This window comes from Streptomyces sp. NPDC058758 (genome assembly GCF_042746075.1).
In the GTDB taxonomy this organism is placed as follows: Bacteria; Actinomycetota; Actinomycetes; order Streptomycetales; family Streptomycetaceae; genus Streptomyces.
This window is the reverse complement of the sequence record NZ_JBHYPS010000031.1, coordinates 1-25,006: the sequence shown is the minus strand read 5'-3', so window position 1 is coordinate 25,006 and position 25,006 is coordinate 1. Positions and strand designations below refer to the sequence as shown.

Sequence of the window (25,006 nt, the reverse complement as noted above, 5' to 3'; positions counted from 1 at the left end):
GCCTCCCGCCCCTTGCCCACGCCTTCCACGTCTTTCCCGCCCGGCACGGCTCCGCTCGGCCCGGCACTGCCCCTCCCCTCCCCTCCCGGCGCCGCCCCGCTCAACTCCTGTTCGCCCGGGCGAGCAGGAGCCGCCCGGTGACGCCGGTGACGAGCAGTCCGCCAAGCAGGGCGAGGAGGGAGACCGCGCCGCCCGAGCCCCAGGCGACGTCCGGGGCACGGACGGCGAGCACGATCCCGCAGGCGACCGCGATCGCGGGGACGGCCCGCAGGGCGGGGCGGCTGCGCGCAAGATCGCCCTCGGCGAGCGAGCCGAGGACGCCGACGCCGAGCGACAGCGCCCACACGCCGAGGCCCTGGGCGTCGGCGCGGTTCACCGTCCACGGCACGAACGCGCCCCAGAAACCCGGCAGGAAGAGGAGCCCGGCGCCGACGCCGAGCCATCCCGACCCGAGGATGGCGAGCAGCGGCCTGGACCAGGCGGGCACCGGCACCGGCGCGGAGCCCGTGCGGGACGGTCCGGCGGCCGGTCTGCGGTACTGGGCGGCGAGGCAGCCGACGGAGGCCGGCGCGAGGGCGCCCACGACCGGGACCCAGCCGAGGCTGAAGAGGACCGGGAAGAGCGGGCCGCCCACGGCGACGCGGAGGGTGCCGGCGTTGAGGAGGGTGACGGCGGACAGGCCCACCAGGACGACCACCAACGGCAGGTACAGGCTCCGTGCCTCCTCCCAGCTGTCGGCCCGCCCCAGGGCGAACAGCCCGGGGGCCACGCCCACCATGGCCGCGCCGACGAGTCCCGGGCTGAGCGGCTCCGGCGAGACCCAGGCGCCGGCCGCGTACCCGGCGGCGCCCGCGATCGCGAGGAACGAGCCGACGCCGAGGCTGACGACGGCGACGACGGTGCTCAGCACGACGACGGCGGCGGAGAGTTCGCGGCCGGGAGCGGACACGGCGGCAGCGGTGGCGGCAGCGGCGGGGCCCGCCCCGTCCCGCCCGGCGGCACGCGCCGTCATCGGCCCTCCTCCCCCGTGGCGGCGCCGGTGGGGGCGGGGACCGGCGCTACGGGCGGTGGCGCCGGCGCCCGGCGGCGCAGGAGTTCGCGACCGGCGAGGACGCGGAGGCTGACGACGGTGACGGCGGCGTAGGCGAGCATCCCGCAGCCGATGCCGGCGGCGGCCACGAGGGCCGTCCCCCGGTCCAGGCCCATGGCCCGTTCCAGGACCGGCACCATGACCGCCGAGAAGGCGGGGGCGAGGAGCAGCGCGGCGAGGTGCAGGCGCCACTCCTCGCGGGCCCAGCCGTTGCCCGCGCGGCGCGCGCCGGCGGCCCGGGCGGCGAGGACGGCGTACGTGACGGCGTACGGCACCGTGTGGGCGAGGAGCAGCCGGCGGCCCTCGGCGCCCAGGTGCCGGTGAGGCCGGGCACGGAGGTGCGCCGGTCGAGGGCGCGGGAGGCGAGCAGCGCGCCGAAGGAGACCAGCGCGCCCAGGTGCATGATCGCGACCCGGTTGACGTCCTGGAGGGACAGGCCCGGATAGAGCGCGGGCAGGAAGCCCCATTCGAGCCGGAGCAGCGGGGCGGTCATCAGGAAGCCGTAGCAGAGCAGCAGCCAGCGCTGGTGGAGGTCGGGGAAGCCCCGGTACGCGGCGAGGACGCCGAGGGTGAGGCTGCCGACGGTGCCCACGAGGATGACGGCGAGCACGACCCAGAAGGCCGCCCCGCTGAACGCCCGCTCCGGGGGCGTGCGGACCAGGTAGACGGCCGCGCCGGCCATCGACGCGTACACGGTCGCGGCGAACACGACCCCGAGGGCCCGGTGGAGGCGGACGCGGCGGCGGACGGCGGTGAGCAGCTGGACGGGGCCCAGGAGCATCAGCAGGCCGCCGAGGACCGAGTGGACGACGAGCGGGACGAGGCTGCGCCCGTACGGCCCCGTGCGGTCGCGGACGGCCTCGGCGACGAAACCGGGCGAGACGGTGCGGCCGAGGAGCCACTCGCCGAGGGCGGGCGCGCCGGGCCTGGCGTAGGGCCACAGTTCGGTGAACGCGATCGGTGCGTACGCGAGGCAGACCGCCGTCAGCGCGAGGACGGCCACCCTTCCGCGTCCGGTTCCGGTCGTGCGCCCCATGCGACTCCCCCTCCGCCATAGTCCACTCTGGACCATGGAGGAAGGTAGGGCCGCCCGCGGCCGGGGTCAACCGGTCGGTAACAAAGCGGTGTTACCGAGGGTCATTCCTGTTCGGCGGTGGGGGCCCCGCCCTCCCCCGGCTCGCGGCCGCCGACCCAGCGCCAGAAGTCGACCATCATCCGCTCGTACCGGATGCCGAACTCCAGGGCCTCGCGCTGGCCGCGGGTCAGCAGCTCGCCGACCTCCCCGGCCAGCCCCTCGTACTCCTCCAGGGTGCGCCGGTGCTCCGCGACCTGGACCGGGGCGTGGACGCCCGGGCTCGCCCCGAACCACAGCTTCAGGATGCCCCGCTCACGGGCCTCGACCGGGACGAAGGCGGGGTCGGCCAGCCAGCCGCGCAGCGCCGCCGACCCCTCGGCGGTGAGCCGCATCAGGCGCCGGTTCCGGCCGCCCTCCTGGCGCGCCTCCGAGAGCAGGCCGGCCGCCAGCAGGCGGTCGCACTGGGCGTAGACCTGCGCGTGCGGCACGGACCAGAAGGGGGCGACCGTCCGCGCGGCCTCGACCTTGACGTCGTACGGACTGGCCTCGCCGAGCTTGTCGATGATGCCGAGGACGAGGAAGGAGGACGTGGTCAGCCGGACTTCAGACATGCGGCGACCGTATCGCGGGGCCTCAGACGGGGTGCTCCGCCCGGGCCCGGGGGCCGGAGGAGGGCGGGGGCGCGGGCACCGCGGGAGAGGGCAGCGGGCGCAGGACGGGCTCGGGGCGCAGCAGGTCGTCGAGGCCGGTGAGCCGGATCAGGCGGAGGATCCACCGCTGGTCGCAGACGAGCTGGAAGTGCACCCCGCGCCCGCGCGCGCTGCGGGCGCAGTGCGCGAGCAGCCCGAGGCCGGTGGCGTCGCAGAAGCCGAGCGCGCGGATGTCGACGGCCAGGGCGTCCGCCTCCCGGACGAGGGCGTCGAGTTCGGGCCGCAGGTGGCGGACGAGGACGAGGTCCAGTTCGCCGCGGAGGACGGCGACGGTCAGGGCGTCGGCCGTCCGGACGGTGAGGTGGGGGTCGTGACGGGGGATCAACTGCATCGGACGCTCCACAGGGTGGGTCCAAGTGTCACGAAGAGCCTGGCCGCAGGACGGGCGGGAGGGACGTTTCGCCTCGGCCTCAGTCACCCCATCCGGTGAAGGGGCGTCCAGGAGTTTGCCGGTCAGGCGTACGAGCACCACCCCGCGACGGTCGCACGGGCCCCCGGCGTACGCGCCCTCCCGTCGGCCCCGCGCCCGCACCCTCCCACCACCCGCCCCGCCCCGCCCCGGCGCGCCGCGTCAGGAGGCGGCCGGCGCCCCGAACCACCGCTCCAGGCCCTCCCGGAGCCCCGCCGGGTCGTCGCCGACCCAGACCACGTGCCCGTCGGGCCGCAGCAGCGCCGCCGGCACGTCCGGTTCGTCACCGGCGCCGGTGACGCGCTCCACGCGGTCCTCCCAGCCCGTCACCGCGAGCGCCCCGGTGCGGTCCAGGAGGAGTCCGCGCCCGGTGCGGGCCGCCTCGTACAGCCGGCCCTCCTTCAGCGGCACGTCCTTCAGGCGCCGGCCGACGAGTTCGTGACCCCCGCCGCAGTCGTAACGGAGGTCGATCGCCGTGAGCTTCCCGATCAGGAAGCGGTTGACCTCCTCGAAGTCCATCAGCTCCGCGAACAGCCGGCGCACCGCCCGCGCCCCCGGCTCCCCGGACATCAGCTCCATCTGCGCGCGGGTGTTGTCGAGCACGGCGGCGGCGACCGGGTGGCGCTCGGAGTGGTACGTGTCGAGCAGGCCGTCCGGCGCCCAGCCGAGCACCTCTCCGGCCAGCTTCCAGCCGAGGTTGAAGGCGTCCTGCACGCCGAGGTTGAGGCCCTGGCCGCCGGTCGGCGGGTGGATGTGGGCGGCGTCGCCCGCCAGCAGCACCCGGCCCTCGCGGTACCGCTCGGCCTGCCGGGTGCCGTCGCCGAAGCGGGACAGCCAGCGCGGCTCGTGCACCCCGAAGTCGGTGCCCCCGACGGCCGTCAGACGCTCCCTCAGCTCGTCGAGGGTCGGCGCGGACCGGTCGCCGGAGAGCCCGGCGGCGGGCACGACGACCCGGAAGAGCCCGTCGCCGAGCGGCATCACGCCGTACCGCGTCTGCGTCTTGCGGACCTCGGCGACCACCGGGACGACCTCCTCCCACGGGACCCCGATCCGCACCTCCGCGATCAGCGTCTCGTGCCGCGCGGGCAGCCCGGGAAAGCCGATCCCGGTCAGGGCGCGCACGGTGCTGCGGCCGCCGTCGCAGCCGACCAGCCGGCGGGCCCGCAGCCGGGTGCCGTCGGCGAGCTCGGCCGTCACGCCCTCGTCGTCCTGGACGAGCCCGACGAGCTCCCGGCCGCGCCGGATCTCCACGCCCCGTTCGCGGGCGTGCTCCTCCAGCAGTTCCTCGGTGACGTTCTGCGGGATGCCGAGGACGTACGAGTGGGCGGTGTCCAGGCCCTCGGGCCAGACGGTGCCGAGCCCGGCGAAGAAGCCGCCGACGCGGTACTGCTGCCCGCGGGCGAGGAAGCGGTCGAGGAGGCCGCGCTGGTCCATCACCTCGATGCTGCGGACGTGGAGCCCGAGCGCGCGGCTGTGGCCGCTCGGCTCGGCGGCCTTCTCCAGGATCAGTGGCCGCAGGCCCCACAGCCTCAGCTCGGACGCGAGCACGAGCCCGGTCGGCCCGCCGCCGATCACGAGGACATCGGCATCGAACATGGTGCTCCCCCATCTGTTTGCGCTGTTCAGCCGCCGATTGTGGGGCACCCGGGGGGCCTTGCCGCAAGGCCCCCCGTGCGCTATACGTTGAAGAGGGAGAGGGACCGCCGGGTCACGCCTCAGCGCAGGTCGAGCCGCATGAGGACCCGGGGGTGGCCGGCGAGCACCGAGGCGGTGTCCGCGGCCTTCACGAATCCGGCCCGTTCGAAGTTCTTCCGCAGCCCCGCGTACGCCATCGTCAGGTCCACGCGCGCGTCGCCGTTGTCGAGCGGGTACGCCTCCACCGCCGGCGCCCCGTGCGCGCGGGCGAACGCGACGGCGCCCTCGATCAGGGCGTGGCTGACGCCCCGCTTCCGGTGCCCCGGGCGGACCCGTACGCACCAGAGCGACCAGACCGGCAGGTCGTCGACGTGCGGGATCTTCCGGCTGCGGGCGAAGGCGGTCTCCGCGCGCGGCGCCACCGCCGCCCAGCCGGCGGGCACGTCGCCGTCGTAGGCGAGGACGCCCGGCGGGGGCTCCCGGTCGCACAGGCCGGCCACGTACTCCCCCCGGGCCGGGCCGCGCAGCTCGTTGTCGAGCTTCGACGGGATCCGGTGACTCAGGCAGAAACACACGGTGGCGGTGGGCGACTTGGGGCCGATCACCGCCCGGACGTCCGCGTAGACGGAGGCTGGGCGCACGTCGATGCTCATGCCCCCACCCTGGCACGGACGCCGCGCCCCGGCAGGCCGTACGGCGCGGTCCCGTGGACTCTCCGCGGGCCCGGGGGCGCCGGGCCGGAGCGGCCGGGCGCCTCCCGGACGCCGGCTGGTCCGTACGGGGGAGGCGCGGCGGGGGTCAGGTGCGCAGTTCGCGCGCCTCGAAGCGGCCCTCGCCGAGGACCAGGGTGAAAGTGATCTGCTGTCCCTCGGAGAGCGAGCGGACGCCGCCCTCGACGTCCTCCGCCCGGAAGAAGACGGGTTCCTCGGATCCGACGGGCAGCACGAACCCGTAGCCGGCGCGGCGGTTGAAGGACTGCACGAACCCGGTGGTGCGGTTGTCCACGGCGACCTCCCTCGCTCCGGGCGCTCACGGCGCCCCACCGGAGGTGTACCCCGTGCGGACCGGCTCTGCCAGCCGGGGGCGGGACCGGCGGCGGATCAGAAGACGGATCAGAAGACGGAGAGGCCGGTGATGGTGGTGAAGCGGTCGAGGGCGGCGACGCCGGCGACCGAGTTGCCCCGCTCGTCGAGGCCGGGGCTCCACACGCACAGGGTGCAGCGGCCGGGGACGACGGCGATGATCGCGCCGCCGACGCCGCTCTTCCCGGGCAGTCCGACGCGGTAGGCGAAGTCGCCGGCGGCGTCGTAGGTGCCGCAGGTGAGCATGACGGCGTTGATCTGCTTGGCCTGGCTGCGGGTCAGCAGCCGGGTGCCGTCGGCGCGGATGCCGTGCCGGGCCAGGAAGCCGGTGGCGACGGCGAGGTCGGCGCAGGACGCCTCGATCGAGCACTGCCGGAAGTACTCGCGCAGCAGGGTGGGCACGGGGGTGGTGATGTTGCCGTACGAGGCCATGAAGTGGGCGAGGGCTGCGTTGCGGTCGCCGTGCTCGGTCTCGGAGGCGGCCACGTCCCGGTCGAAGTCGAGGTCGTCGTTGCCGCTCTCGGCGCGCAGGAAGTCCCGCAGGCTCCCGGAGGCGTCGCCGGTGAGCCGGTGGAGCCGGTCGGTGACGACGAGGGCGCCCGCGTTGATGAACGGGTTGCGCGGGACGCCCTGCTCGTACTCCAGCTGCACCAGCGAGTTGAACGGGTTGCCGGACGGCTCGCGGCCCACGTGCCCCCACAGCTCGTCGCCCTCCTTCGCGAGGGCGAGCGCCAGGGTGAAGACCTTGGTGACGGACTGGGTGGAGAAGGGCTGCTGCCACTCCCCCACCCCGTACACGCTGCCGTCGACCTCCGCGACGGCCATCCCGAACCGGCGCGGGTCGGCCGCCGCGAGCGCCGGGATGTAGTCGGCCGGGCGGCCCCGGCCGGCCAGGCCCTCGATCTCCTCGGCGACGCGTTCGAGAACGGGAAGGAACGACTGCATCATGATCACATCATGCAGCCGGACGGCCGCTCCCGTCGGCCGGCCCCCCGTGCGGGGCGCGGGCCCGGCCGCACACCCGGGCCCGCGCCCCCGGCCCTCAGCCCGCGACGCGGGCCATCCACTCCTCCACCTCGGCGGAGGTGCGCGGCAGCCCGGCCGACAGGTTCTCGTGGCCCTCCTCCGTGACCAGCAGGTCGTCCTCGATGCGGACGCCGATGCCGCGCCACTCCGCGGGCACGGTCAGGTCGTCGGGCTGGAAGTAGAGGCCCGGCTCGACGGTCAGGACCATGCCCGGCACCAGGACGCCGTCGACGTACTCCTCGTTGCGCGCGGAGGCGCAGTCGTGCACGTCGAGACCGAGCATGTGACCGGTTCCCGCCATGGTGAAGCGCCGCTGGAGGCCCAGCTCGTACGCGCGGTCCACCGGCCCCTCGATGAAGCCCCACTCCACCAGCCTCGCGGCCAGGTGCCGCTGGGCCGCCTCGTGGAAGGCGCGGTAGGGGGCGCCGGGCTTCACGGCCTCGAAGCCGGCCTGCTGCGCCTCGTACACGGCGTCGTACACCTGCCGCTGGACGGGGGTGAAGGTGCCGCTGATGGGGAGGGTGCGGGTGACGTCGGCGGTGTAGAGGGAGTGCGTCTCCACGCCGGCGTCGAAGAGCAGCAGCTCGCCGGGGCGGACCGGGCCGTCGTTGGAGGTCCAGTGCATGATCGTGGCGTGCTCGCCGGCGGCGCAGATGGAGCCGTAGCCGACCGAGTTGCCCTCCAGGCGGGCGCGGCGGAAGAAGGTGCCCTCGATCCACCGCTCGGAGGTGGCCACGGCCGTGGAGAGGTCGCCGATGGCGTCGGTGAAGCCGCGGACGGTGGAGTCGACGGCCTTGCGCAGCTCGCCGATCTCCCAGGCGTCCTTGACCAGGCGCAGCTCGCTGAGGGCGTCCTCCAGCTCGGTGTCCCGCTCCTCGTCGGTGGTGACGGCCGCCTCCAGGGCGGCGTCGACGCCGCGGAGGATGCGGGTGGGCACGCCGGCGCCGGCGGCCAGGTGCGCGGGGAGCCCGCGGACGTCGCGGCAGGCCAGTCCGAGGACGCGCTCGGCCTCGGCGAGGGAGAGCCGGCGGCCCATCCACAGCTCGGCGGTGTAGCCGATCCAGAAGGTGTCGTCGTCACGGCCGTCCCGGGGCAGGACGTAGCCGTACGCGTCGTGGCCGCCGTCCTCGCGCGGCTCCAGGACGAGGGCGCAGTCGCGGGCCTGGTCGCCGGTCATGTGGACGTAGGCGGAGTGCGGACGGAAGGGGTAGGTGTCGTCGTTCGACCGCACCTTGAGGTTGCCGGAGGGGATCACCAGGCGCTCGCCGGGGAACCGCGCGGAGAGCGCGGCGCGGCGCGCGGCGGCGTACGGCGCCTGCTCGGCCTGCTCCAGGTCGTGCCGCTCGGTGTCGGCCCAGCCGGTCCGCATCAGCGCGGACAGTTCCTCGGAGATGCCGCCGTACAGGCCGTTCTTGCGACCCTTCGCCACGTCGTGCTCCTTCGTCGAGAGTGCCTGAGGGAAACCGCCGGTCGTCGGCGGCTCACGGACCGTAGCCCGCGCCGGGACACCGTGGGGCCGGGGAGTGCCAGTGGCACGGATCGGACACCGGGCGGGCGCGCGGGGCCGGAGAATGGGCCCATGGCGAACGCGAAACTGGGCGAGGCGCTGCGCCTCCTGGGTCTCGGCGAGACGGCGGCGCGGGTCTACCACGCGCTCCTGGAGCGGGCTCCCGCGCCGCTGCCGGCGATCGGCGCGGCGGCCGGCCTCGACGGGCCGGCGCTGGCGGAGGCGTACGGCGAGCTGGTCGACGCGGGGCTCGCGAGCCCGGTGCTCGACGGCGGCGACACGGTGGCGCCGGTGCCGCCGGCGGCGGGCCTGGAGATCCTGGGCCGGCACCGGGCGGCGGAGCTGGACGAGTCGCGGATCACGGTGGGCGGCGCCTTCGAGTCCTTCCGGCGGCAGCGGCTGGCCGCGTACAACGACGACCTGGTGGAGGTGGTGACCGGGGAGGCGATCGGGCCGCGCATGCGGCAGGCGTGGGCGAGCGCCCGGCAGCAGATCCGGCAGCTGGACTCGCCGCCGTACTTCCCGATTCCCGGCTCGACCGACGACGCCCTGGCCACCCTCGCCCGGGGGGTGACCCAGCGGGTGATCTACTCCCGGGCCTCGCTGGAGCAGCCGGGGCACCTGGAGGGGTCGATCGAGCCGGTGATCGCGGCGGGCGAGCAGGCCCGGGTGCTGCCGTCCGTGCCGGTGAAGCTGGTGATCATCGACGACGCGTACGCGCTGGTCTCGCTGTCGATCCGGGAGGCCGACGTCTTCACCACGATGCTGGTGGTGCAGCCGTGCGGACTGCTCTCGGCGCTGGTGGCGCTCTTCGAGCAGTCCTGGCGGGACGCGCTGCCCTTCCACGGCCGCACCGCGCTCCCGGGCGGGCTCGCGCCGGCCGACCGGCGGCTGCTGTGGCTGCTGGCCGGCGGCGCGGCGGACGAGGTGATCGCCCGGGAGATCGGCGTCAGCCGCCGCACCCTCTTCCGCCGGATCCAGATCCTGATGGCCCGGCTGGGCGCGACGAACCGCTTCCAGCTGGCGCTCCAGGCGCAGCGGCACGGCTGGCTCTGAGCCCGCCCGTCACTCCCCGGCCAGGTGCTTGCGCAGGAAGGTGTACATGAGGGCCTTGTTGCGGGCGGCCTGCGCGTTGTCGGTGGCGCCCGCGTGGCCGCCGCCGGTGTTCTCGTGGAGGAGCACCGGGTGGCCCAGCTCGCGCAGCCGCGCCGCCGCCTTGCGCGCGTGCCCGGGGTGGACCCGGTCGTCGCGGGTGGAGGTGGTGAGCAGCACGGGCGGGTAGGGGGCGTCGGCGGTGAGCCGGTGGTACGGCGAGAGCTCCCGCAGGTGCGGCAGGTCGGCCTCGTCGTCGGGGTCGCCGTACTCGGCGATCCAGGAGGCGCCGGCGAGCAGCTTGTGGAAGCGGACCATGTCGAGCAGCGGCACCTGGCAGACGATGGCGCCGAACAGCTCGGGGTAGCGGGTGAGCATGGCGCCCATGAGGAGGCCGCCGTTGCTGCCGCCGGCGGCGCCGAGCCGGTCCGGGGTGGTGATGCCGCGGGCGACGAGGTCGCGGGCGACGGCGGCGAAGTCCTCGAAGGCCCGGTGCCGGTGGGCGCCGAGCGCGGCCTGGTGCCAGGCGGGCCCGTACTCGCCGCCGCCGCGGATGTTGGCGATGACGTAGGTGCCGCCGCCCTCCAGCCAGCCGCGGCCGGTGAGCGCCGCGTACGACGGGGTGAGGGAGACCTCGAAGCCGCCGTAGCCGTAGAGCAGGGTGGGGCCGGGGCCCGCCGCGCGGTCGCCGGACCGGTCGGGGCCGATCACGAAGTACGGGACGCGGGTGCCGTCGTCGGAGGTGGCGAAGGCCTGCTCGACGGCGAGCCCGGTGACGTCGAAGCGGGCGGGCGCCTGGCGCAGGATCTCGCTGTCGCCGCCGATGGTGCCGCGGGTGAGCGTGGACGGCTGGAGGAAGCCGGAGACGTCGAGGAAGTACTCGTCGGAGACGTCCGGGTCGGTGTCGGTGACGCCGACCGCCGACAGCGGGGGCACGTCGGCGAGCGGGGCGCGCGACCAGCCGCCCTCCTCGCCCGGGGTCAGCACCTCGATGCGGGTGCTGACGTCCCGCATGGTCTCCAGGATCAGGTGGTGCCGGGTCCAGGAGTGCCCGGCGAGCGCGGTCCGCTCGTCGGGGGTGAAGAGGGCCTCTGCGGTGCGGTCGCCGGCCAGGAAGGCGTCGAAGCCGAAGGCGAGGAGCGATCCCGCGGGGTGGCCGAGCCAGGACGACTTGAGGGTGACGACCAGGTGCCCGCGGTGGGCGTAGACCTCGGCGTCCTCCGGGACCTCGATCCGCACCAGGCGGTCGTCGGCGGTGAGGAGGTGGGTCTCGCTGCGGAAGAAGTCGAGGGAGCGGCCGACGAAGTCGCGCTCGAAGCCGGGGGTGGCGTCGTGCCAGGCCCAGGCGGAGACGTCGGAGGACTCGCCCTCGAAGACGGTGACGGCCTCGGCGAGGGGGGTGCCGCGCCGCCAGCGGCGGACCGTGCGCGGGTAGCCGGCGTCGGTGAGCGAGCCGGGGCCGTGGTCGGTGCCGACGAAGACGGTGTCCGCGTCGACCCAGCCGATGCTGGTCTTGGCCTCGGGCACGGTGAAGCCGTCCGCGACGAAGGAGCCGGAGGCCAGGTCGAACTCCCGGACCACGACGGCGTCGCCGCCGTCGCGGGAGAGGCTCACCAGCGCCCGCTCGTGGTCGGGCCGCCGGACCCGGGCACCGGCCCACACCCACTTCTCGCCCTCGGCCTCGGCGAGCGCGTCCACGTCGAGCAGCGTCTCCCACTCCGGGGCGTCCTTGCGGTACTGCTCCAGGGTGGTGCGCCGCCACAGGCCCCGTACGTGCTCGGCGTCCTGCCAGAAGTTGTAGAGGTACGGGCCTCGGCGGGTGGTGTACGGGATGCGGTCGACGGCGTCGAGCACCTCGCGCAGGCGCTCCGCGAAGGCGTCGAAGCCGGGCCCGGAGGCCAGCTCGGCCTCCGTCTCGGCGTTCCGCTCGGCCACCCAGGCGAGGGCCTCCTCGCCGTCGACGTCTTCCAGCCACAGGTACGGGTCGTCATGGTTCACGCGGGCCATTGTCCCCCGGGCCGGGCGGCCGGCGGGGGTCAGTCGGCGACCAGTTTGTGGACCACCTTCCCGCTCTGGTCGACGGCGAGGTAGCCGGTGGCCGAGTAGTCGTTGGTGCGGTAGACGAGGAGGGTGGGGCGGTTCTCGTTGAAGGACCAGCGGTTGACGATCATGTACCGGTTGAAGGGCTCCTCGACCTTGAGCTCGCGGTCGGCGCGCTTCGCCAGGGCGGGCAGGTCGTCCCAGGGCATGCGGGTGGGGTCGAACGGCTGCTGGTCGGGCTGGGAGGAGCTGATGGTGCCGCCGATGCCCTGGCGGGTGACCTCGCCGTCCCGGTACTGGTAGCGGTCGTAGGTCCTGGCGCCCTCCTTCGTGGGGATCTCGGCGATGGCGTAGTCGTCGTAGACGTAGATCGCCTTCACGGTGGGGGTGCCGGTGGCCTCCGCGAAGGCGGCGACGGCGGTGCGGATCCCGGCGGGGGCGAGGAGGGAGCCGGGGGCGGCGGACTCCTTGGACGGTCCGGCCGGGGAAGGGGCGCCTGAGGTGCCCCCGGAGGTGTCCCCCGTGGTGTTCCCGGTGCCGCTTCCGGGGGTCCGGGGGGCGGTGGTGGTGCCCTTCGCGTCCGGGGTCCCGCCGTCGCCGCCGAGGGGCAGGAGCTGCTGGAGGGCGAGCGCGAGGAGTCCGGCGGAGACGACGAGGGCGCCGGCCACCGTGGCGATCCGGCGGCGCCGGTCGGGGGTCCGTCCCGCCGCGACGGCCGGCGGACCGGGCACCTGGTGGGCGGGGTGGGGGTACGGCGGGACGGAGCCGTACGGGGGCGGCGTCGGCGGACCGAAACCGGCGGGGACGGCGTCGGCGGGGACGGCGGCGGCCGCCTCGGCCTCGGCGAGGAGCCGGTCGAGCTCCGCGCCGTCCGGGCGCAGGGCCGGGTCGCGGACGAGGAGCCGGAGGAGGACGGGCCCGAGGGCGCCGGAGCGGACCGGCGCCGGGATCGGGTCGTCGAGGACGGCGACGACGGTGGCGAGGCTGGTGGCGCGGCGCAGCGGGTGGTGGCCCTCGGTCGCCACGTACAGGAGCATGCCGAGGGACCACAGGTCGGAGGCCGGGTTGCCCTCCTCGCCGCGCACCCGCTCGGGGGCGATGAACTCGGCGGAGCCGATGAGGTCGCCGGAGGCGGTGAGCCGGGAGGTGGCCTCGTCGAAGACGGCGATGCCGAAGTCGGTGAGGACGGCGCCGCCTTCGGCGCGCAGCAGGACGTTGGCGGGCTTGACGTCGCGGTGCTGGATGCCGGCCGCGTGGGCGGCGCGCAGGGCGCCGAGGACCTGCCGGCCGAGGGCGATCGCCTCGGGGACGGGCATCGGCCCGGCGGCGAGTCGGTCGGCGACCGAACTCCCCTCGACCAGCTCCATGACGATCCACGGGGCCGAACCGTCGGCGGGCTCCACGATGTGGTGGACCGTCACGACGTGCGGGTGGGTCAGCCGGGCGAGCGCACGGGCCTCGCGGACGGCCCGCTCCCGCATCTGGGCGGTGAGGCCGGGGTTCGCCTCCTCGACGGCGGGGTCGGGCGGGCGGACCTCCTTGAGGGCGACGTCCCGGTCGAGGGCGATGTCGCGGGCCCGCCACACGGTGCCCATGCCGCCGCTGCCGAGCCGGGAGACCAGCCGGAACCGTCCGTCGACGAGGGGTCTGCCGTCGTCGTCATTCGTGCTCATGAGCGATCATCGTAGGGGTCGCCGGTGACAGCCGGGGTCCGGGCGGGCGGGCCGCCCGGACCGGCGGGGTCAGGCCTTCATCTCGTACGCGCCGGAGAGGGCCTCGACGCGGGCCCAGACCCGGGCGGTGCGGGCCTCGTCGACGACGGGGCGGCGGACCGCGCCGAGCGCCCAGTCCTGCTGCGCGCCGGTGGCGGAGTCCTTGCCGTGGAGCTCGACCGCGTAGCCGGAGAAGTCCCGGACGAGGACGGCGAAGAGCTCGTCGAGGACGTCCTCGTCGAGCCCGGTGAGGGCGGCCTGCTCCAGGACGAGCTGGGCGTGGACGACGAGCGCGAAGAGCTGGCCGACGGCGAGGAGCAGGTCGAGGTCGCGGCTCTGGGCCTCGTCGGGGGCGGCGGTGCGGACGAAGTCGCAGAGCGCGTCGGCCTGTTCGCGGAAGCGGGCGACGTTCGGCAGCCGGTCGTACGCGTCGAAGGCCGGGCGCCAGTCGTGGAAGCGGACGGAGCCGAGGCCGCGGGCGGGGCCCTGGCGGAAGAGGAAGGCGTCGTCGGCGGCGTCGAGGCGGGTGGGGACGGCCGGGTGGTCGACCGGGTCCAGGAGGTGGTTGCGGAGGAACTTGAGGATCAGGGCGAGGTTGACGTGGACCGTGCCCTCCAGCTTGGGCAGGCCGCGGATCTCGACGGCCGCCTGGGCGAAGTAGTTGTCCTTCTCGAAGCCCTTGGCGGCGATGACGTCCCACATGAGGTCGATGACCTTCTCGCCCTCGGTGGTCACCTTCATCTTCGTCATGGGGTTGAAGAGGAGGTAGCGGCGGTCGTCGGGCCCGGCGGTGCGGAAGTAGTCGACGGCGCGGTCGCTGAAGAGCTTCATGCCGGCCAGCCGGACGTAGGCGTCGGTGAGTTCGCGGCGCACGTGCGGGAAGGCCGTGACGGGACGGCCGTAGAGGATCCGGTTCTGCGCGTGGGTGACGGCCTCGTACATCGCGTGCTCGCAGATGCCGATGGAGGCGGTGCAGAGGTTGAACTTGCCGACGTTGACGGTGTTGAGGGCGGCGTCGAAGGCGGCGCGGCCGGTGTGCAGGACGTCGGCGGCGGTGACGGGGTAGTCCTCCAGGCGGAACTCGCTGACGAACTTCGAGGAGTCGACGACGTTCTTGACCAGGTGGTAGGCCGGGTGGCGGCTGTCGGCGGCGAAGAAGACGTAGCCGTCGGGGCCCTCGACGTCGGTGCGGCGGCCGAAGACGGAGACCAGGCCGGCGGCGTTGCCGTTGCCGATGTAGTACTTGGAGCCGGTGGCGCGGAAGCCGCCCTCGCCGTCGGGGGTGAGCAGCATGTCGGTGGAGTAGATGTCGGCGCCGTGCGCCTTCTCGGAGAGGCCGAAGGCGAACACCTCGCCCTGGTCCAGGAGTTCGGCGGCGCGGGCGCGGGCGGCGGCGTTGTCGCTCTGCCAGACCGGGCCGAGGCCGAGGATGGTGACCTGCCAGGCGTACCAGTAGTCGAGCCCGTAGAAGCCGAGGATCTCGTTGAGGGCGGCGATGCGGGCGGTGTCCCAGCGCTTGTCGCCCTGCCCCTCGCCGGCCTCGGTCGCGGGGGTGAGGAAGGTGGCGAAGAGCCCTTCCTTCGCGGCGAAGGCGAGGAAGTCGCCGAGCCAGGCGCGGGTGCGGTAGTCCTCGATGATCCGCCGCTTGCCGCGCTCCTCGAACCAGTCGACGGTGGCGCGCAGCAGCCTGCGGGTCTCGGGGTCGAAGTGCGCGGGGTCGTAGGTGCGGGGGTTGAACAGCAGGGCGTCGGCCATGGGGTAACCGCCTTGGGGGTGAGGGTGAGGATGTGGGTGGGGCTTGTCGCGGAGGTTCAGGCCCCGCGCAGGGATCCGGGACCTGCGCGAGGGGCTCAGAACCTGCGCAGGGTGGCGAGGACGTCGTCGAGCCAGGCGATCATCATGCGTTCGTACGCGATGCCGCCGCGCAGCACGACGTGCTGGAGTTCGCGCTCGGCGTCCGGGGGCCCGTCGGGCGCGGGCGGGAAGTCCCGCTCCTCGCCGGCGAGGTAGTGGGCGAGGCGGTCGCCGTGCGCCCGCCGGTGCCGTTCGACCTCGCGGACGAGGCCGGCGGGGTCGTCGAAGGCGGCTCCCCTGATCTTCACGGCGAGGTCGTGCCGGACGCTCTCGGGCTCGATCGGCTCGTGCAGCCAGGAGCTGAGCGCCGCGTGCCCGAGGTCGGCGACGGAGTACTCCTTCTTGTCCGGCCGCCCGTGCTGGGGCACCTCCCGGGAGGCGACCCAGCCGTCGTTCTCCATGCGCTTGAGCACGCGGTAGATCTGCTGGTGGGTGGCGGTCCAGAAGTACCCGATGGACCGCTCGAAGCGCCGGGCCAGTTCGTATCCGGACCCGGGCCGCTCCAGCAGGGACACGAGGATCGCGTGTTCGAGCGCCATGCCCCGATCCTGCTATGCAACTGGTTGCATAGCAAGGCGATCACCCCTCGATGAGACGCGCCTCACGGCTCCGACGCCCGCGCTCAGGCGGTCTGGAAGACCAGGGCGAGCACGTCCGCCAGCCGCCGCTTCAGCGGCTCGGCGTGCGGGGGCCGTACGGGGTCGGGGGCGCCGGACCGGGGCCGTACGCCGACGTCGGCGAGGACGTACAGCGTCCGCAGGGTGCGCATGGCGTTGGAGACGTGCGCGGCGGTGGTGGGGACGCCGGGCGGCCGTCCCGCGGCGAACGCGGCCTCGACCGGCTCCAGCCAGCGCAGGGCCTCGGCCCGGGTCAGCTCGGGCCGGTTCAGGGTGCGGGCGATGCCCTGGGCGAGCCGGTCGTCCTCCTGCTGCGCGAAGACCTGGCCGGTGGGGGCCAGGAGCCGCTCCGCCGCGAGCCCGAGCATCCCGTTCGGATCGACGTCCGGGTGGGACCCGAAGGCGCCCAGCAGGTCGGCGCCGTGCGCAACGGCGTGCAGCCAGCCGAGGCGGGGGTCGTGGTCGCGCAGGTCCGTCTCGGCCGGGTACCAGCGGCGGAAGGCGGCGAGCCAGGCCGGGTCGAAGTCGCCCCGGCCGACGATCATGTCGAGGACGAGCGGGGCGAAGGCGCGGGCCTGGATCTCGGGATCGTCGAAGCGCGCGGCCATCACCGCGCCGAGCCCGGCCCTCGACGGCCGGTCGACGACGTCCCGTTCGATCCAGGTCCGCAGCACGACGTACGGCGCGCCGTCGCGGATGTCGGGGTCGGGGTGCCGCAGCGCCTCGGCGAGTTCGCCCACGAGCGCGGGGAGTTCGGCCGCGGCGGGGGCGGGGCAGCCGTCGGTGTACAGCCGGTGCCAGCGGGCCGCGTCGATCGGCGGCGTTCGGTCGTTCGTCGTCACGGCCCCACCCTCGGGTCGCACCCGGGCACGGTCAACCGGTTATCGGACGACGGGTCGGCACCGCCCCGCCTCGCGTCGGCCGGCGGCAGAGCCACGGCCGCCGGAGCCCGAGCGCCGACACCGAGGTCCGTGGCGCCGCATACGCCCTGCCGCATGACGGCACACCTGGTGGACGCCGCGCGGGACCGCGTCGACCGCCGGCTCCTGGCCCACGCGCCCCGCGCCTCCGCCACGCTCGCGCCGCCCGCGCCGGACGAGGACGTCCGCGCGGCGGAGCGGGAGCCGGCGTCGCCTTCCCGCCGGACCCGAGGGCGTCGCCGCGCCGCCACGACGGCACCCGCCCGGGGCCGGAGGCCCTCCGCTTCGACCACCACGACCGGCTCCTTGGCCTCCGGGACATCGTGGAGCCGACCCGCTTCCCGCGGTCGATCGCGGAGGACCTGCGCGAGGAGGACGAGGAAGAGGAGGGGGAAGGGGACGACGGCTACCGGCCGCACGGCTGCGTGCGGTTCGGCTCGTACGAGGTCACCGCCGACGGGGTCGCGGCCGACGGGGTCGCCGTCGACCGCGACCCGCGCGGGGACACGTACGGCACGGTCGGCCGCTTCTTCGACGAGATCGGCACCACCTCCGGCACCGCCGACTCCCTGGGCGCGTACCCGACGCGGTCGGCGGACCGCCTGGAGGGCACCGCGCATCCGGCCCCGGTCGTCTTCGAGGGCCGCCCGATCCGGCAGGGCCCGGCCGAACGCCTCCCCGAGTGAGACCCCACGGACGCGCGCTCCGACCGCCATGCGAAGCGGCATTGCATTCAGGGCCGACCCCATTGCAATGATCTCCCCTCACTGACCAGCACTGACGCGACCATTGGCATCCCATTGCGTTGCCGTATACGGAAACGCAATGTAGCGTCGCGGGCGTTCGACGGTTCACCGACATCCACGGACGGGGAGATCACCATGGGTACGGACAAGGACGGCTTTTCCGAGGCGGGGCTGCGACGGGTGCGCGACGTCCTCGCGCGCCACGTCGAATCGGGCAGGATCCCGGGAGTCGTCGCCCTGATCGGACGGGGCGACGCGACACACGTCGAGGCGCTCGGGACGATGCGCCACGACGGCGGCACGCCCATGGGGCGGGACACCATCTTCCGGATGGCGTCGACGTCGAAGCCCGTCACGGTGGCGGCGGCGATGATCCTCGTCGACGAGTGCCGGCTCCGCCTGGACGACCCGGTGGACCCCTGGCTTCCCGAACTCGCCGACCGGCAGGTGCTGAAGCGCGTCGACGGCCCCCTGGACGAGACCGTGCCGGCCCGCCGGCCGATCACCGTCAGGGACGTGCTGACCTCGACGTTCGGCCTCGGCATGGACCTGACCTCCCTGGGCACGCCGATCATGAACGCGATCTTCGAGCAGGGGCTCACGCCCAACCTGCCCGTGCCGATGCCCGAGCCCGACGAGTGGATGCGCCGCCTCGGCGCGCTGCCGCTGATGCACCAGCCGGGCGAGCGCTGGCAGTACCACATCAGCAGCGACCTGCTCGGCGTCCTCGTCGCCCGCGTCTCCGGCCAGTCCTTCGAGACCTTCCTGCGCGAGCGCCTCTTCGAGCCGCTGGGCATGAAGGACACCGGCTTCCACGTCCCCGCCGACCGGATCCACCGGCTCCCCCCGCTGTACGCCCCCGACCCGGCGACCGGCGAGTTCCACGTCTGGGACGAGGCCGAGGGCGGCCGGCACAGCACGCCTCCCGCCTTCCAGGGCGGTGGCGGCGGCCTGAACTCCACCGCCGACGACTACCACGCCTACTTCCGCATGCTGCTCGCCGGCGGCCTGCACGGCACCGAGCGCATCCTCTCCCGCCCCGCCGTGGAGCTGATGACCACCAACCGCCTCACCCCCGAACAGCAGGCCGCCCGCCACAAACTGGCCACCGACAACGTCCACGTCTCCTTCGGCCAGGGCCAGCACGGCGGCTGGGGCTTCGGCATGGCCGTCCGCACCTACCGCGGCGACTACGCCCCCGTCGGCCAGTTCGGCTGGGACGGCGGCAGCGGCACCTCGACGTACGCGGACCCGGTGAACGGCCTCACCGGCATCCTCCTCACCCAGACCGGCACCTCCGTCCCGGCCCCCGCCCACCTCTTCCACGACTTCTGGACCACCCTCTACCAGGCCCTCGACGACTGACCCCCGCAACCGCCGCGCACGCCCCCTCCGGCGCCATCGAGCCGGCCCTCCCCGGTCGACGATCGAGGCCGCGCCGACGACGAACACGGCACCCCGGCCTCGGGGCAGCCCCGGACCGTCAGCCGACGGTTCCGGGCGGCACGGCTGTCGTCCCCGGCGTCGGAGAAGGAGCTCCCCCTGCCGGGGCTTTCCCGCACGAGCCCCTCACGGCTCCGGGAACGGCGGGGTGTCGTCCATCACCTGCAACAACTTCCGAGCGGGTGCCGCTTCCTCCGGCCGTACGTCCGAGCGGGTGTCGCCTCCTCCGGCCGTACGGAGGAGGCGACACCCGCGATGACCGGCCGGCCCGCGTGCACGGCCGCCCTCGATGCCGCCTCCCAGCCGGTCTGCCGTCGGTGGCGCGCGTCGTTCTCGCGGCCCCGGGTCGCCGCGGCGGCGGAGTGCCACTGGTCGGTCCGGCAGATGTTTCCCAGCAGCTCCAGCAGTTCGGCCTTGCAGGCCACATGCCGTGCCCCGACCAGTTCGAGGAGGAACGGAACCGTGGGAGCCGTCGCCTCACCGACGACGAACCCCAGCGCGCAGACGGCGTCGCCCAGGTCCTCGACGGCGATACGGGCCGTCTCCCCGTCCCCGTACGCGATGCGGGACAGCAGAGGGGGATACCGTCGGCCGCGGCCCCGGTCGCGTCGCGCAGTTCTCCCCAGCGGACCCCGGAGACACTCCTCAATGGCTTTCCCACGCCCCGCTCCTCATGATCTCGTCGCACCGGCCCCCGCCGCGCCTCGAGCATGATGGGGCCACGGGGGCTGCCGCCGGAGGGCCGGGGCCGCGTGCCGGATCGATGCCTCGTGCCGGCGTCGGCCGTACGGTGCGAGACTTCGGGCCATGACCGCACCCGAGCTCAGCGACCTGGACCACCTCCGGGAGATCGAGCGTCTCGCCCACCTCGTCCGCGTGGAGGCGTCCGCCGAGGGATGGCTCTAGCTCCACGCGGACCCGGAAGGGGCGACCCGGCTCCAGCGCAGCGTGAACGCGCTCGCTCGGGCCCTGCGCCACTACCACTTCGAGGGTGACGGCTGCCTGGACGAGGACCGTCCCCTGGTCCGCCTCGTCGGGGCCTCGGTGCTGAAGCCCGGCGTCATGCCGGCGGGGGTGGAGGAGACGTACGAGGAGGTGTGCGCGCGGATCGGCGTCGAACCCAGGCCCGAGGGCTGGGCGCTGTGGAACACCTGGAGCGACGGGGGCCTGAAGGTGACCATGGTGGTGTCCGCGGTCGAGACGACCGAGGGGCTGTTCGAGAACTGGGCCCGCGGGAGGGCACTCGACCCGGTGACACCGCTGCCCTCCCAGATCGCCCTCGTCCGCCAGGGCTGGATGGGCCCGCTGACATTCTCCCCGCGCGGCGTTGGACGAACCGGCCTCGGCGGTCTGCCACTGCCCTAGGGGCGACGCCCGGTGAAGGGGCTTCGGCCGTACCAGAGCGGCCGGCCGGCCACTGCGCACACACCTCCCGACCTGGGGAGATGTGCGGGGTCCTGTTATCGTGCGCCGATGCCAACGATCAAACAGTTCCAAGTGACCTTCGACTGCGCGGAGCCCGCGCGCCTCGCCGCCTTCTGGTGCGAGGTGCTGGGGTACGTCGTGCCGCCGGTCCCGGAGGGCTTCGCCACGTGGGAGGAGTACCACCGCACGCTGCCGCCCGAGGACGAGATCTACTTCGCGTGCACCGATCCCTCGGGTGTGGGCTCGCGCCTGCTCTTCCAGCGGGTTCCCGAAGGCAAGGTCGTCAAGAACCGGGTGCACCTCGACGTGCGGGCCGGCGCCGGGCTGGTGGGCGAGGAGCGCCTTGCCACGCTCGAGGCCGAATGCGCACGGCTGGTGGCACTCGGCGGGAAGCACGTGCTGACGCAGCGCGCCGACGGCGTCAACGAATCGTGCATCACGATGCAGGACATCGAGGGCAACGAGTTCTGCCTCGCCTGACCCTCCTCCGGGACCGCGCGGGAGGGGCGGCGGGAGCCCCCGTGCAGAGCGAGGCTGTGCGGAACGAGGCTGCGCAGGCCGGGCGAAGACGTGCTCGACGCGGGCCCGGCCCCGCCTGCGGCTCTTGCCGCGGGCCCGCTTCCCGTCGGGCGGTTCCTCACCCTCGCGCCGGCGGGGCGGCGTGATCAGCCCGGTGCCCGGACAGCCGCCGCCCACGATGGTCATTCCGACGCGCTCGTGAGGAACGCGTGCACCGCGGCGGCGAGGTTTCGCATCTCCTCGCCGGCCGCGTGCACGGTGGTGGTCTCGAAGTGCCACTCCTCGGACGGCGGCCGGTCGTGGATCCCCCACGTCAGGTGGACGTACCCGCCCGGGCGGTGCTCCGCCGAAACCGTCAGGTCGTGTTCCAGAGACCGCCAGGCGCGCGCTCCCTCCCATCCACGGAAGTCCTCGGCCAGCGAGGAGAGAAAGGCGTCGAGGCCGTCGCCGTCCCACGTTCGCACCAGAGTCTCGACGCTCACCCACTGCCCGCGGGCTTTCACGAGGAAGTCGAGCACGAGGTCGTCCCCGAACGGCTTTGTCGGCTGGGAGAAGAGCAGGTGGACCGCTCGCGGTCCGGGTTCTCCCACGCGCACCACTGGTCCGTCTTCGATCATGCGAGCAGAGTGAGCCTTTTCCATCCTCACCTTGAGCTGGTCAGATGCAGAGCGAGGACGGCCTGGACGAGGCTGGTGATCCGGGTGGTCGAGCACCGCAGTTTGCGGAGAAGCCGCCAGGGCTTGAGGGTGGCGACGGCCTTCTCGGCCAGGGCCCGGATCTTCGCGTGGGCCCGGTTCACCGCTTGCTGGCCTGCAGAAAGGGTCTCCCACCGTCCCCAGCACGGGATGCGGACCGTGCCCCCGGCACCTCGGTATCCCTTATCGGCCCAGCACCGGATGCCGGCATCGGCGAGGGCGTCGACGATGCCGTGCTCGCGGGCCGCGCAGACGTCGTGGACGGCGCCGGGCAAGGCCGGTGATGCCCACAGCAGCCAGCCGAAGGGGTCGGCGAGGACCTGCACATTCATCCCGTGCTTCTTGTGCCTGCCGGAGTGGAACGGCCGGTCCGCGGCGATGCGGTCGAGGGGCAAGAGCGTGCCGTCGAGGAGGAGATATGCCTTCGCCGGCGCGGTCCGCACTGCTTCGGCCAGGCTGGGGGCGAGAACGGCCAGGAGCTCGACGGCCTCGGTGACGTAGCGGTAGGCCGTCGTGGTGCCGATGCCGAACCCGGCCGCGAGCTGGGCATAGGTGTGCCCCATTCGCAGATGGGCGCGGGTGAGCAGGGCCTGGCGGCCCGCGCTCAGGCGCCGCCACCGGGAGCCGATCGCGCGGCGGTGGCGCCGCAAGTGCTGCGTGAGGAAGCGGAGGGCCGAACTGGACACGTCGACGCCCGACGGGTAGACAAACACGTGAAGCCTCTGGGAGAGCCGGTTCTCTTGGCCGAAAGCCCATCTACCAGGGGCTTCATCACGTTGTCAGTCCAACTGCCGTACATCATAGGCAGTTTGGAGGGGGCTCACTGCGGGCGTCACCGTGGAGATGTTCGAACTGGCGGCATGGTGGCCGAAGTGAAGGAGAGCGATGATCTCGCAGAGCGCTTGGCGCCGGCGTTATGTCGTGCCCGTCGCCAAGGAAGCCGGGCTTGTCCCGGAGGGCGGCGTGCTCCGGATGCTGGGGGAACGCGGCGACTGCGCGGTGCTCGAATTGCAGGCACACCCGATGGATCCGAAGCTCCAGAGCTTCTTCGTCCGGGTGTCCGTCGTTCCGCTGACGGAACGTGCCTGGACTCAGCGCCAGCACTGGGACCAGGCCAAGGACCACCTTCCCGGTTCGGGTTTCGGGATGCTCGGGTGGGAAGTGAAGCCACCTGCGGGTGTGGCCTTCGATGTCCCGGGGGACAGCTCGCTGGACGGTTTGTGGACGTACGGAGCCGGCGTCGAACCGGAAGAGTGTGCCGAGCAGCTGGCCGAAGTGCTGCGCGAGCTCACGTTTCCGGCCATGAGGCGATTCCTGGACCGTGATGTCCTGGCCGCCGAGATGCGGCAGCGTTCCGGTCACCTGCGACATCACCGTCCGGCCGGTTGGGCAGCCGTCCTCCTCAACGTGGACCGCGTGTCACCGGTAGCCCTGGAACGCCTGCTCCAGGCGGTGGAGACCGACTACCCGCTTGCGGACGAGTTCGTCGCCTGGGCCCAGGAGTACGCAGCCCGGCACAATACGCCTGACTGACGGCCTCTTGCCTGCAGCACCAACGCATCACCGCGATCGTCCAGGCCGTGCTGGTCCTTCATCACACGTCAGCGTGAGGTTGGAAAAGGCTCAGTAGAAGCGCGGGAGCCGATGACCAACCGCTCCCCTGCACCGCGCGCCCGGACGTCCGAGGGGCACCGAAATCCGTGGACGGGGCCATGGGAGATCACGTACTGTGCGGCTTCACGCCCTGAGACGAACGGAAGGAGGCGAGTGCCGTGCGGTTCACACTTTTCCAGCGCTCCCCCTTCCACTGTCCCGGCGTGGCACGCGAGTTCTGACCGGGAGCGCTCCGAACAGCCTGTATCCCGGAGGATTCCATGACCGATCCGGTCATCCGCGCGCTCTCCGCGAGCGACGCCCATCTCTTCGACGCACTCCCCGACCCCCTGGGCGCCCGCGAGGGCCATCGGCTCACCCGGTTCCGCCCCGACTGGAAGCGCGTCGCCCTGCGCGACGGCGAAGTCGTCGCACGCGGCGCCTGGTGGGGCGGCCCCGACGACCCGGAGCCCGTCAACATCAACTGGTTCGACGTGGCCGAGGGCGAGGAGGAGGCCGGCGCCGAACTCCTGCGCTCCGCTCCCTGGCAGGTCGAACTCGAGATCAACCTGCCCAGCGGCTGGCGGGAGGACACCGGCCTGCGCGCCGGAGCCGAGGCACGCTTCGCCGCCGCACGAGCCGCGGGCTACGAACTCACGGTGGAACGCTTCCTGTACCGCTGGACCCCCGAACGAGGCCTGCCCGAGCGGCCCGGGCGCCTGCGCTTCCGTACGGAACCCGACGACGCCGTGTTCTTCGACGCGTTGCGCCGCATCCACTCCGCCACCCTGGACGCCCACGCGCTCAGGGCCATCGAGGAGGGCGGCCCCGACCGGGCCGCCCAGGAGGAACTCGACTTCTTCCACTGGTGCCCCTCCCCACGGGAGTGGTGGCAGATCGCGCACACGCCGGAAGGCGACCTGGCCGGCATCCACATCCCGGCCCACAACCCCTCCGGCCCGACCATCGGCTTCATCGGCGTCGTCCCGGAACAGCGCGGTCACGGCTACGCCTACGACCTCCTCGCGGAGTGCACCCACCTCCTCGCCGAGCAGGGCGCGGAGTTCATCACCGGAGCGACGGACCGGGCCAACTTCCCCATGGCCGCGAACTTCACCAAGGCCGGCTTCCCCGTCGTCCGCGAACGCATCAACTTCCACCCCACGGGCCAAGCCTCCTAAGGGCTGGCCCGTAAATTCGACTCGTACCAGTGGACTCATGAGTACCGGGCGGACACGTTGCCCAGGGATTCATACGGGCTCGTGACGTTGTTGCCGTTCCGGGTGGACGTCGAGGTCCCAGTGGATGACGAGGTGGAGGATCTTTTCGTTCAGGCCCTGGGCGGTGGCCCCGCCTCGATCTACTGGGACGGCAGCTGGCCGGACGTGCCGGAGCTCGATCTCGAGGCGTACGCGAAGTACGAGGCGGTCCAAGTCGTGTTCAACAGCCTCGACCTTGACGGGGAGCTTCCCGCCGATGAGCACACGGTGTTCGTGCACCTGTCCAAGTTCGGGGATCTGCCCCGTGCGGAGTGGCTGGCGCGGCAGGCCGGTGCGGAGGTACTCGGGGAGTCCGTGTCCGGCAGGTGATCGATACGACGGACAGACGCGCCGTGATCACACCAGCGAGGTCGACATCCTCGCCGGCGTCCGGGGTGACCTCGACGAGCCGCTGCATTCAGGCCCCGCCTCGGCTCTCGCATTGAGGGGCGATAAAAATGCCCCTGGAACGCAGGAAAGCCCCGCACCACAAGGGTGCGGGGCTTTCCCACAATGATTGTTCGGCGGTGTCCTACTCTCCCACAGGGTCCCCCCTG

24 protein-coding genes and 1 pseudogene are annotated in these 25,006 nt (G+C 73.5%); 8 read left to right on the top strand and 17 right to left on the bottom strand.

What is annotated here, in order from left to right; translation table 11 throughout:
* Positions 1–100: 100 nt before the first annotated feature.
* From ACFW6A_RS28870 to ACFW6A_RS28830, 9 genes are all read right to left on the bottom strand, one after another.
* Positions 101–1,012 carry a hypothetical protein gene (locus tag ACFW6A_RS28870; RefSeq protein ID WP_351846059.1) on the bottom strand — a complete coding sequence of 304 codons (912 nt, stop codon included), beginning with the start codon at positions 1,010–1,012 and terminating at the stop codon, positions 101–103.
* 46 nt (positions 1,013–1,058) lie between these two features.
* Positions 1,059–2,126 (bottom strand): DUF2306 domain-containing protein, encoded by a 1,068-nt coding sequence (locus ACFW6A_RS28865; protein WP_386644093.1) that lies wholly within the window; start codon positions 2,124–2,126, stop codon positions 1,059–1,061.
* A 101-nt stretch (positions 2,127–2,227) separates the two neighbouring features.
* Complete coding sequence (locus tag ACFW6A_RS28860; protein WP_386644090.1) at positions 2,228–2,776, bottom strand: helix-turn-helix transcriptional regulator; 549 nt, start codon at positions 2,774–2,776, stop codon at positions 2,228–2,230.
* A 22-nt stretch (positions 2,777–2,798) separates the two neighbouring features.
* Positions 2,799–3,206 (bottom strand): STAS domain-containing protein, encoded by a 408-nt coding sequence (locus tag ACFW6A_RS28855; protein ID WP_351846067.1) that lies wholly within the window; start codon positions 3,204–3,206, stop codon positions 2,799–2,801.
* Positions 3,207–3,446: 240 nt separating this feature from the next.
* On the bottom strand, positions 3,447–4,880 hold the full coding sequence (rox, locus tag ACFW6A_RS28850; RefSeq protein WP_351846068.1) for a rifampin monooxygenase: 1,434 nt from the start codon (positions 4,878–4,880) through the stop codon (positions 3,447–3,449).
* Between the two features lie 119 nt (positions 4,881–4,999).
* Positions 5,000–5,572, bottom strand: coding sequence for a GNAT family N-acetyltransferase (locus ACFW6A_RS28845; protein WP_351846071.1), 573 nt, complete (start codon positions 5,570–5,572; stop codon positions 5,000–5,002).
* A 145-nt stretch (positions 5,573–5,717) separates the two neighbouring features.
* Positions 5,718–5,924: a cold shock domain-containing protein gene (locus ACFW6A_RS28840; RefSeq protein WP_351846074.1), complete on the bottom strand. Its 207-nt coding sequence runs from the start codon at positions 5,922–5,924 to the stop codon at positions 5,718–5,720.
* Positions 5,925–6,031: 107 nt separating this feature from the next.
* Positions 6,032–6,949 carry a glutaminase gene (locus ACFW6A_RS28835; protein WP_351846077.1) on the bottom strand — a complete coding sequence of 306 codons (918 nt, stop codon included), beginning with the start codon at positions 6,947–6,949 and terminating at the stop codon, positions 6,032–6,034.
* A 94-nt stretch (positions 6,950–7,043) separates the two neighbouring features.
* Positions 7,044–8,456, bottom strand: coding sequence for an aminopeptidase P family protein (locus tag ACFW6A_RS28830; protein ID WP_351846080.1), 1,413 nt, complete (start codon positions 8,454–8,456; stop codon positions 7,044–7,046).
* A 150-nt stretch (positions 8,457–8,606) separates the two neighbouring features.
* On the opposite strand from ACFW6A_RS28830, the gene ACFW6A_RS28825 reads away from it, so the two are divergent.
* Entirely contained in the window at positions 8,607–9,590 is a 984-nt protein-coding gene (locus ACFW6A_RS28825) for a LuxR family transcriptional regulator (RefSeq protein WP_386485287.1), read from the top strand.
* Positions 9,591–9,599: 9 nt separating this feature from the next.
* On the opposite strand, the gene ACFW6A_RS28820 is transcribed toward ACFW6A_RS28825, so the two are convergent.
* The 5 genes from ACFW6A_RS28820 to ACFW6A_RS28800 form a co-directional block, all read right to left on the bottom strand.
* Positions 9,600–11,633 (bottom strand): prolyl oligopeptidase family protein, encoded by a 2,034-nt coding sequence (locus ACFW6A_RS28820; protein ID WP_386485285.1) that lies wholly within the window; start codon positions 11,631–11,633, stop codon positions 9,600–9,602.
* Between the two features lie 29 nt (positions 11,634–11,662).
* Entirely contained in the window at positions 11,663–13,339 is a 1,677-nt protein-coding gene (locus tag ACFW6A_RS28815) for a serine/threonine-protein kinase (RefSeq protein ID WP_351846089.1), read from the bottom strand.
* A gap of 69 nt (positions 13,340–13,408) precedes the next feature.
* Positions 13,409–15,133, bottom strand: coding sequence for an acyl-CoA dehydrogenase family protein (locus ACFW6A_RS28810; protein ID WP_351846091.1), 1,725 nt, complete (start codon positions 15,131–15,133; stop codon positions 13,409–13,411).
* 95 nt (positions 15,134–15,228) lie between these two features.
* Positions 15,229–15,771, bottom strand: coding sequence for a PadR family transcriptional regulator (locus tag ACFW6A_RS28805; protein ID WP_351846094.1), 543 nt, complete (start codon positions 15,769–15,771; stop codon positions 15,229–15,231).
* A gap of 83 nt (positions 15,772–15,854) precedes the next feature.
* A complete protein-coding gene (locus tag ACFW6A_RS28800; RefSeq protein ID WP_351846096.1) occupies positions 15,855–16,691 on the bottom strand; it encodes a DUF2785 domain-containing protein in 837 nt (278 codons plus the stop codon).
* Between the two features lie 401 nt (positions 16,692–17,092).
* Here ACFW6A_RS28800 and ACFW6A_RS28795 point away from each other — a divergent pair, with 401 nt between their 5' ends.
* From ACFW6A_RS28795 to ACFW6A_RS28780, 4 genes are all read left to right on the top strand, one after another.
* On the top strand, positions 17,093–17,455 hold the full coding sequence (locus ACFW6A_RS28795) for a hypothetical protein (protein ID WP_351846098.1): 363 nt from the start codon (positions 17,093–17,095) through the stop codon (positions 17,453–17,455).
* Between the two features lie 195 nt (positions 17,456–17,650).
* Positions 17,651–18,880, top strand: coding sequence for a serine hydrolase domain-containing protein (locus ACFW6A_RS28790; RefSeq protein WP_351846100.1), 1,230 nt, complete (start codon positions 17,651–17,653; stop codon positions 18,878–18,880).
* Positions 18,881–19,906: 1,026 nt separating this feature from the next.
* Positions 19,907–20,323: a hypothetical protein gene (locus ACFW6A_RS28785; protein WP_386644081.1), complete on the top strand. Its 417-nt coding sequence runs from the start codon at positions 19,907–19,909 to the stop codon at positions 20,321–20,323.
* 108 nt (positions 20,324–20,431) lie between these two features.
* Entirely contained in the window at positions 20,432–20,863 is a 432-nt protein-coding gene (locus ACFW6A_RS28780; RefSeq protein ID WP_351846109.1) for a VOC family protein, read from the top strand.
* Positions 20,864–20,941: 78 nt separating this feature from the next.
* Here the strand turns inward: ACFW6A_RS28780 and ACFW6A_RS28775 are convergent.
* The 3 genes and pseudogenes from ACFW6A_RS28775 to ACFW6A_RS28765 form a co-directional block, all read right to left on the bottom strand.
* A pseudogene (locus ACFW6A_RS28775) lies at positions 20,942–21,088 on the bottom strand (IS5/IS1182 family transposase); the annotation flags it as partial.
* The gene (locus ACFW6A_RS28770) at positions 21,085–21,519 is read right to left on the bottom strand and encodes a DUF6228 family protein (RefSeq protein ID WP_386644078.1); all 435 of its coding nucleotides are present in this window, start codon (positions 21,517–21,519) and stop codon (positions 21,085–21,087) included. The gene ACFW6A_RS28770 and the pseudogene ACFW6A_RS28775, both read right to left, overlap by 4 nt.
* A gap of 26 nt (positions 21,520–21,545) precedes the next feature.
* Positions 21,546–22,310, bottom strand: a complete 765-nt coding sequence (locus ACFW6A_RS28765; protein WP_386486704.1) for a transposase family protein — start codon at positions 22,308–22,310, stop codon at positions 21,546–21,548.
* Between the two features lie 172 nt (positions 22,311–22,482).
* On the opposite strand from ACFW6A_RS28765, the gene ACFW6A_RS28760 reads away from it, so the two are divergent.
* From ACFW6A_RS28760 to ACFW6A_RS28750, 3 genes are all read left to right on the top strand, one after another.
* Entirely contained in the window at positions 22,483–23,130 is a 648-nt protein-coding gene (locus tag ACFW6A_RS28760; protein ID WP_351846116.1) for a hypothetical protein, read from the top strand.
* 341 nt (positions 23,131–23,471) lie between these two features.
* Complete coding sequence (locus tag ACFW6A_RS28755; RefSeq protein ID WP_386644075.1) at positions 23,472–24,371, top strand: GNAT family N-acetyltransferase; 900 nt, start codon at positions 23,472–23,474, stop codon at positions 24,369–24,371.
* A gap of 81 nt (positions 24,372–24,452) precedes the next feature.
* On the top strand, positions 24,453–24,779 hold the full coding sequence (locus tag ACFW6A_RS28750) for a hypothetical protein (RefSeq protein ID WP_386644072.1): 327 nt from the start codon (positions 24,453–24,455) through the stop codon (positions 24,777–24,779).
* Positions 24,780–25,006: the final 227 nt, after the last annotated feature.

Coding starts and splice junctions, on each gene's coding strand:
- ACFW6A_RS28870 (WP_351846059.1), bottom strand. CDS start 1,012: ATGACGGCGCGTGCCGCCGGGCGGGACGGGGCGGGCCCCGCCGCTGCC.
- ACFW6A_RS28865 (WP_386644093.1), bottom strand. CDS start 2,126: ATGGGGCGCACGACCGGAACCGGACGCGGAAGGGTGGCCGTCCTCGCG.
- ACFW6A_RS28860 (WP_386644090.1), bottom strand. CDS start 2,776: ATGTCTGAAGTCCGGCTGACCACGTCCTCCTTCCTCGTCCTCGGCATC.
- ACFW6A_RS28855 (WP_351846067.1), bottom strand. CDS start 3,206: ATGCAGTTGATCCCCCGTCACGACCCCCACCTCACCGTCCGGACGGCC.
- rox (WP_351846068.1), bottom strand. CDS start 4,880: ATGTTCGATGCCGATGTCCTCGTGATCGGCGGCGGGCCGACCGGGCTC.
- ACFW6A_RS28845 (WP_351846071.1), bottom strand. CDS start 5,572: ATGAGCATCGACGTGCGCCCAGCCTCCGTCTACGCGGACGTCCGGGCG.
- ACFW6A_RS28835 (WP_351846077.1), bottom strand. CDS start 6,949: ATGATGCAGTCGTTCCTTCCCGTTCTCGAACGCGTCGCCGAGGAGATC.
- ACFW6A_RS28825 (WP_386485287.1), top strand. CDS start 8,607: ATGGCGAACGCGAAACTGGGCGAGGCGCTGCGCCTCCTGGGTCTCGGC.
- ACFW6A_RS28820 (WP_386485285.1), bottom strand. CDS start 11,633: ATGGCCCGCGTGAACCATGACGACCCGTACCTGTGGCTGGAAGACGTC.
- ACFW6A_RS28815 (WP_351846089.1), bottom strand. CDS start 13,339: ATGAGCACGAATGACGACGACGGCAGACCCCTCGTCGACGGACGGTTC.
- ACFW6A_RS28810 (WP_351846091.1), bottom strand. CDS start 15,133: ATGGCCGACGCCCTGCTGTTCAACCCCCGCACCTACGACCCCGCGCAC.
- ACFW6A_RS28805 (WP_351846094.1), bottom strand. CDS start 15,771: ATGGCGCTCGAACACGCGATCCTCGTGTCCCTGCTGGAGCGGCCCGGG.
- ACFW6A_RS28790 (WP_351846100.1), top strand. CDS start 17,651: ATGGGTACGGACAAGGACGGCTTTTCCGAGGCGGGGCTGCGACGGGTG.
- ACFW6A_RS28780 (WP_351846109.1), top strand. CDS start 20,432: ATGCCAACGATCAAACAGTTCCAAGTGACCTTCGACTGCGCGGAGCCC.
- ACFW6A_RS28770 (WP_386644078.1), bottom strand. CDS start 21,519: ATGATCGAAGACGGACCAGTGGTGCGCGTGGGAGAACCCGGACCGCGA.
- ACFW6A_RS28760 (WP_351846116.1), top strand. CDS start 22,483: ATGATCTCGCAGAGCGCTTGGCGCCGGCGTTATGTCGTGCCCGTCGCC.
- ACFW6A_RS28755 (WP_386644075.1), top strand. CDS start 23,472: ATGACCGATCCGGTCATCCGCGCGCTCTCCGCGAGCGACGCCCATCTC.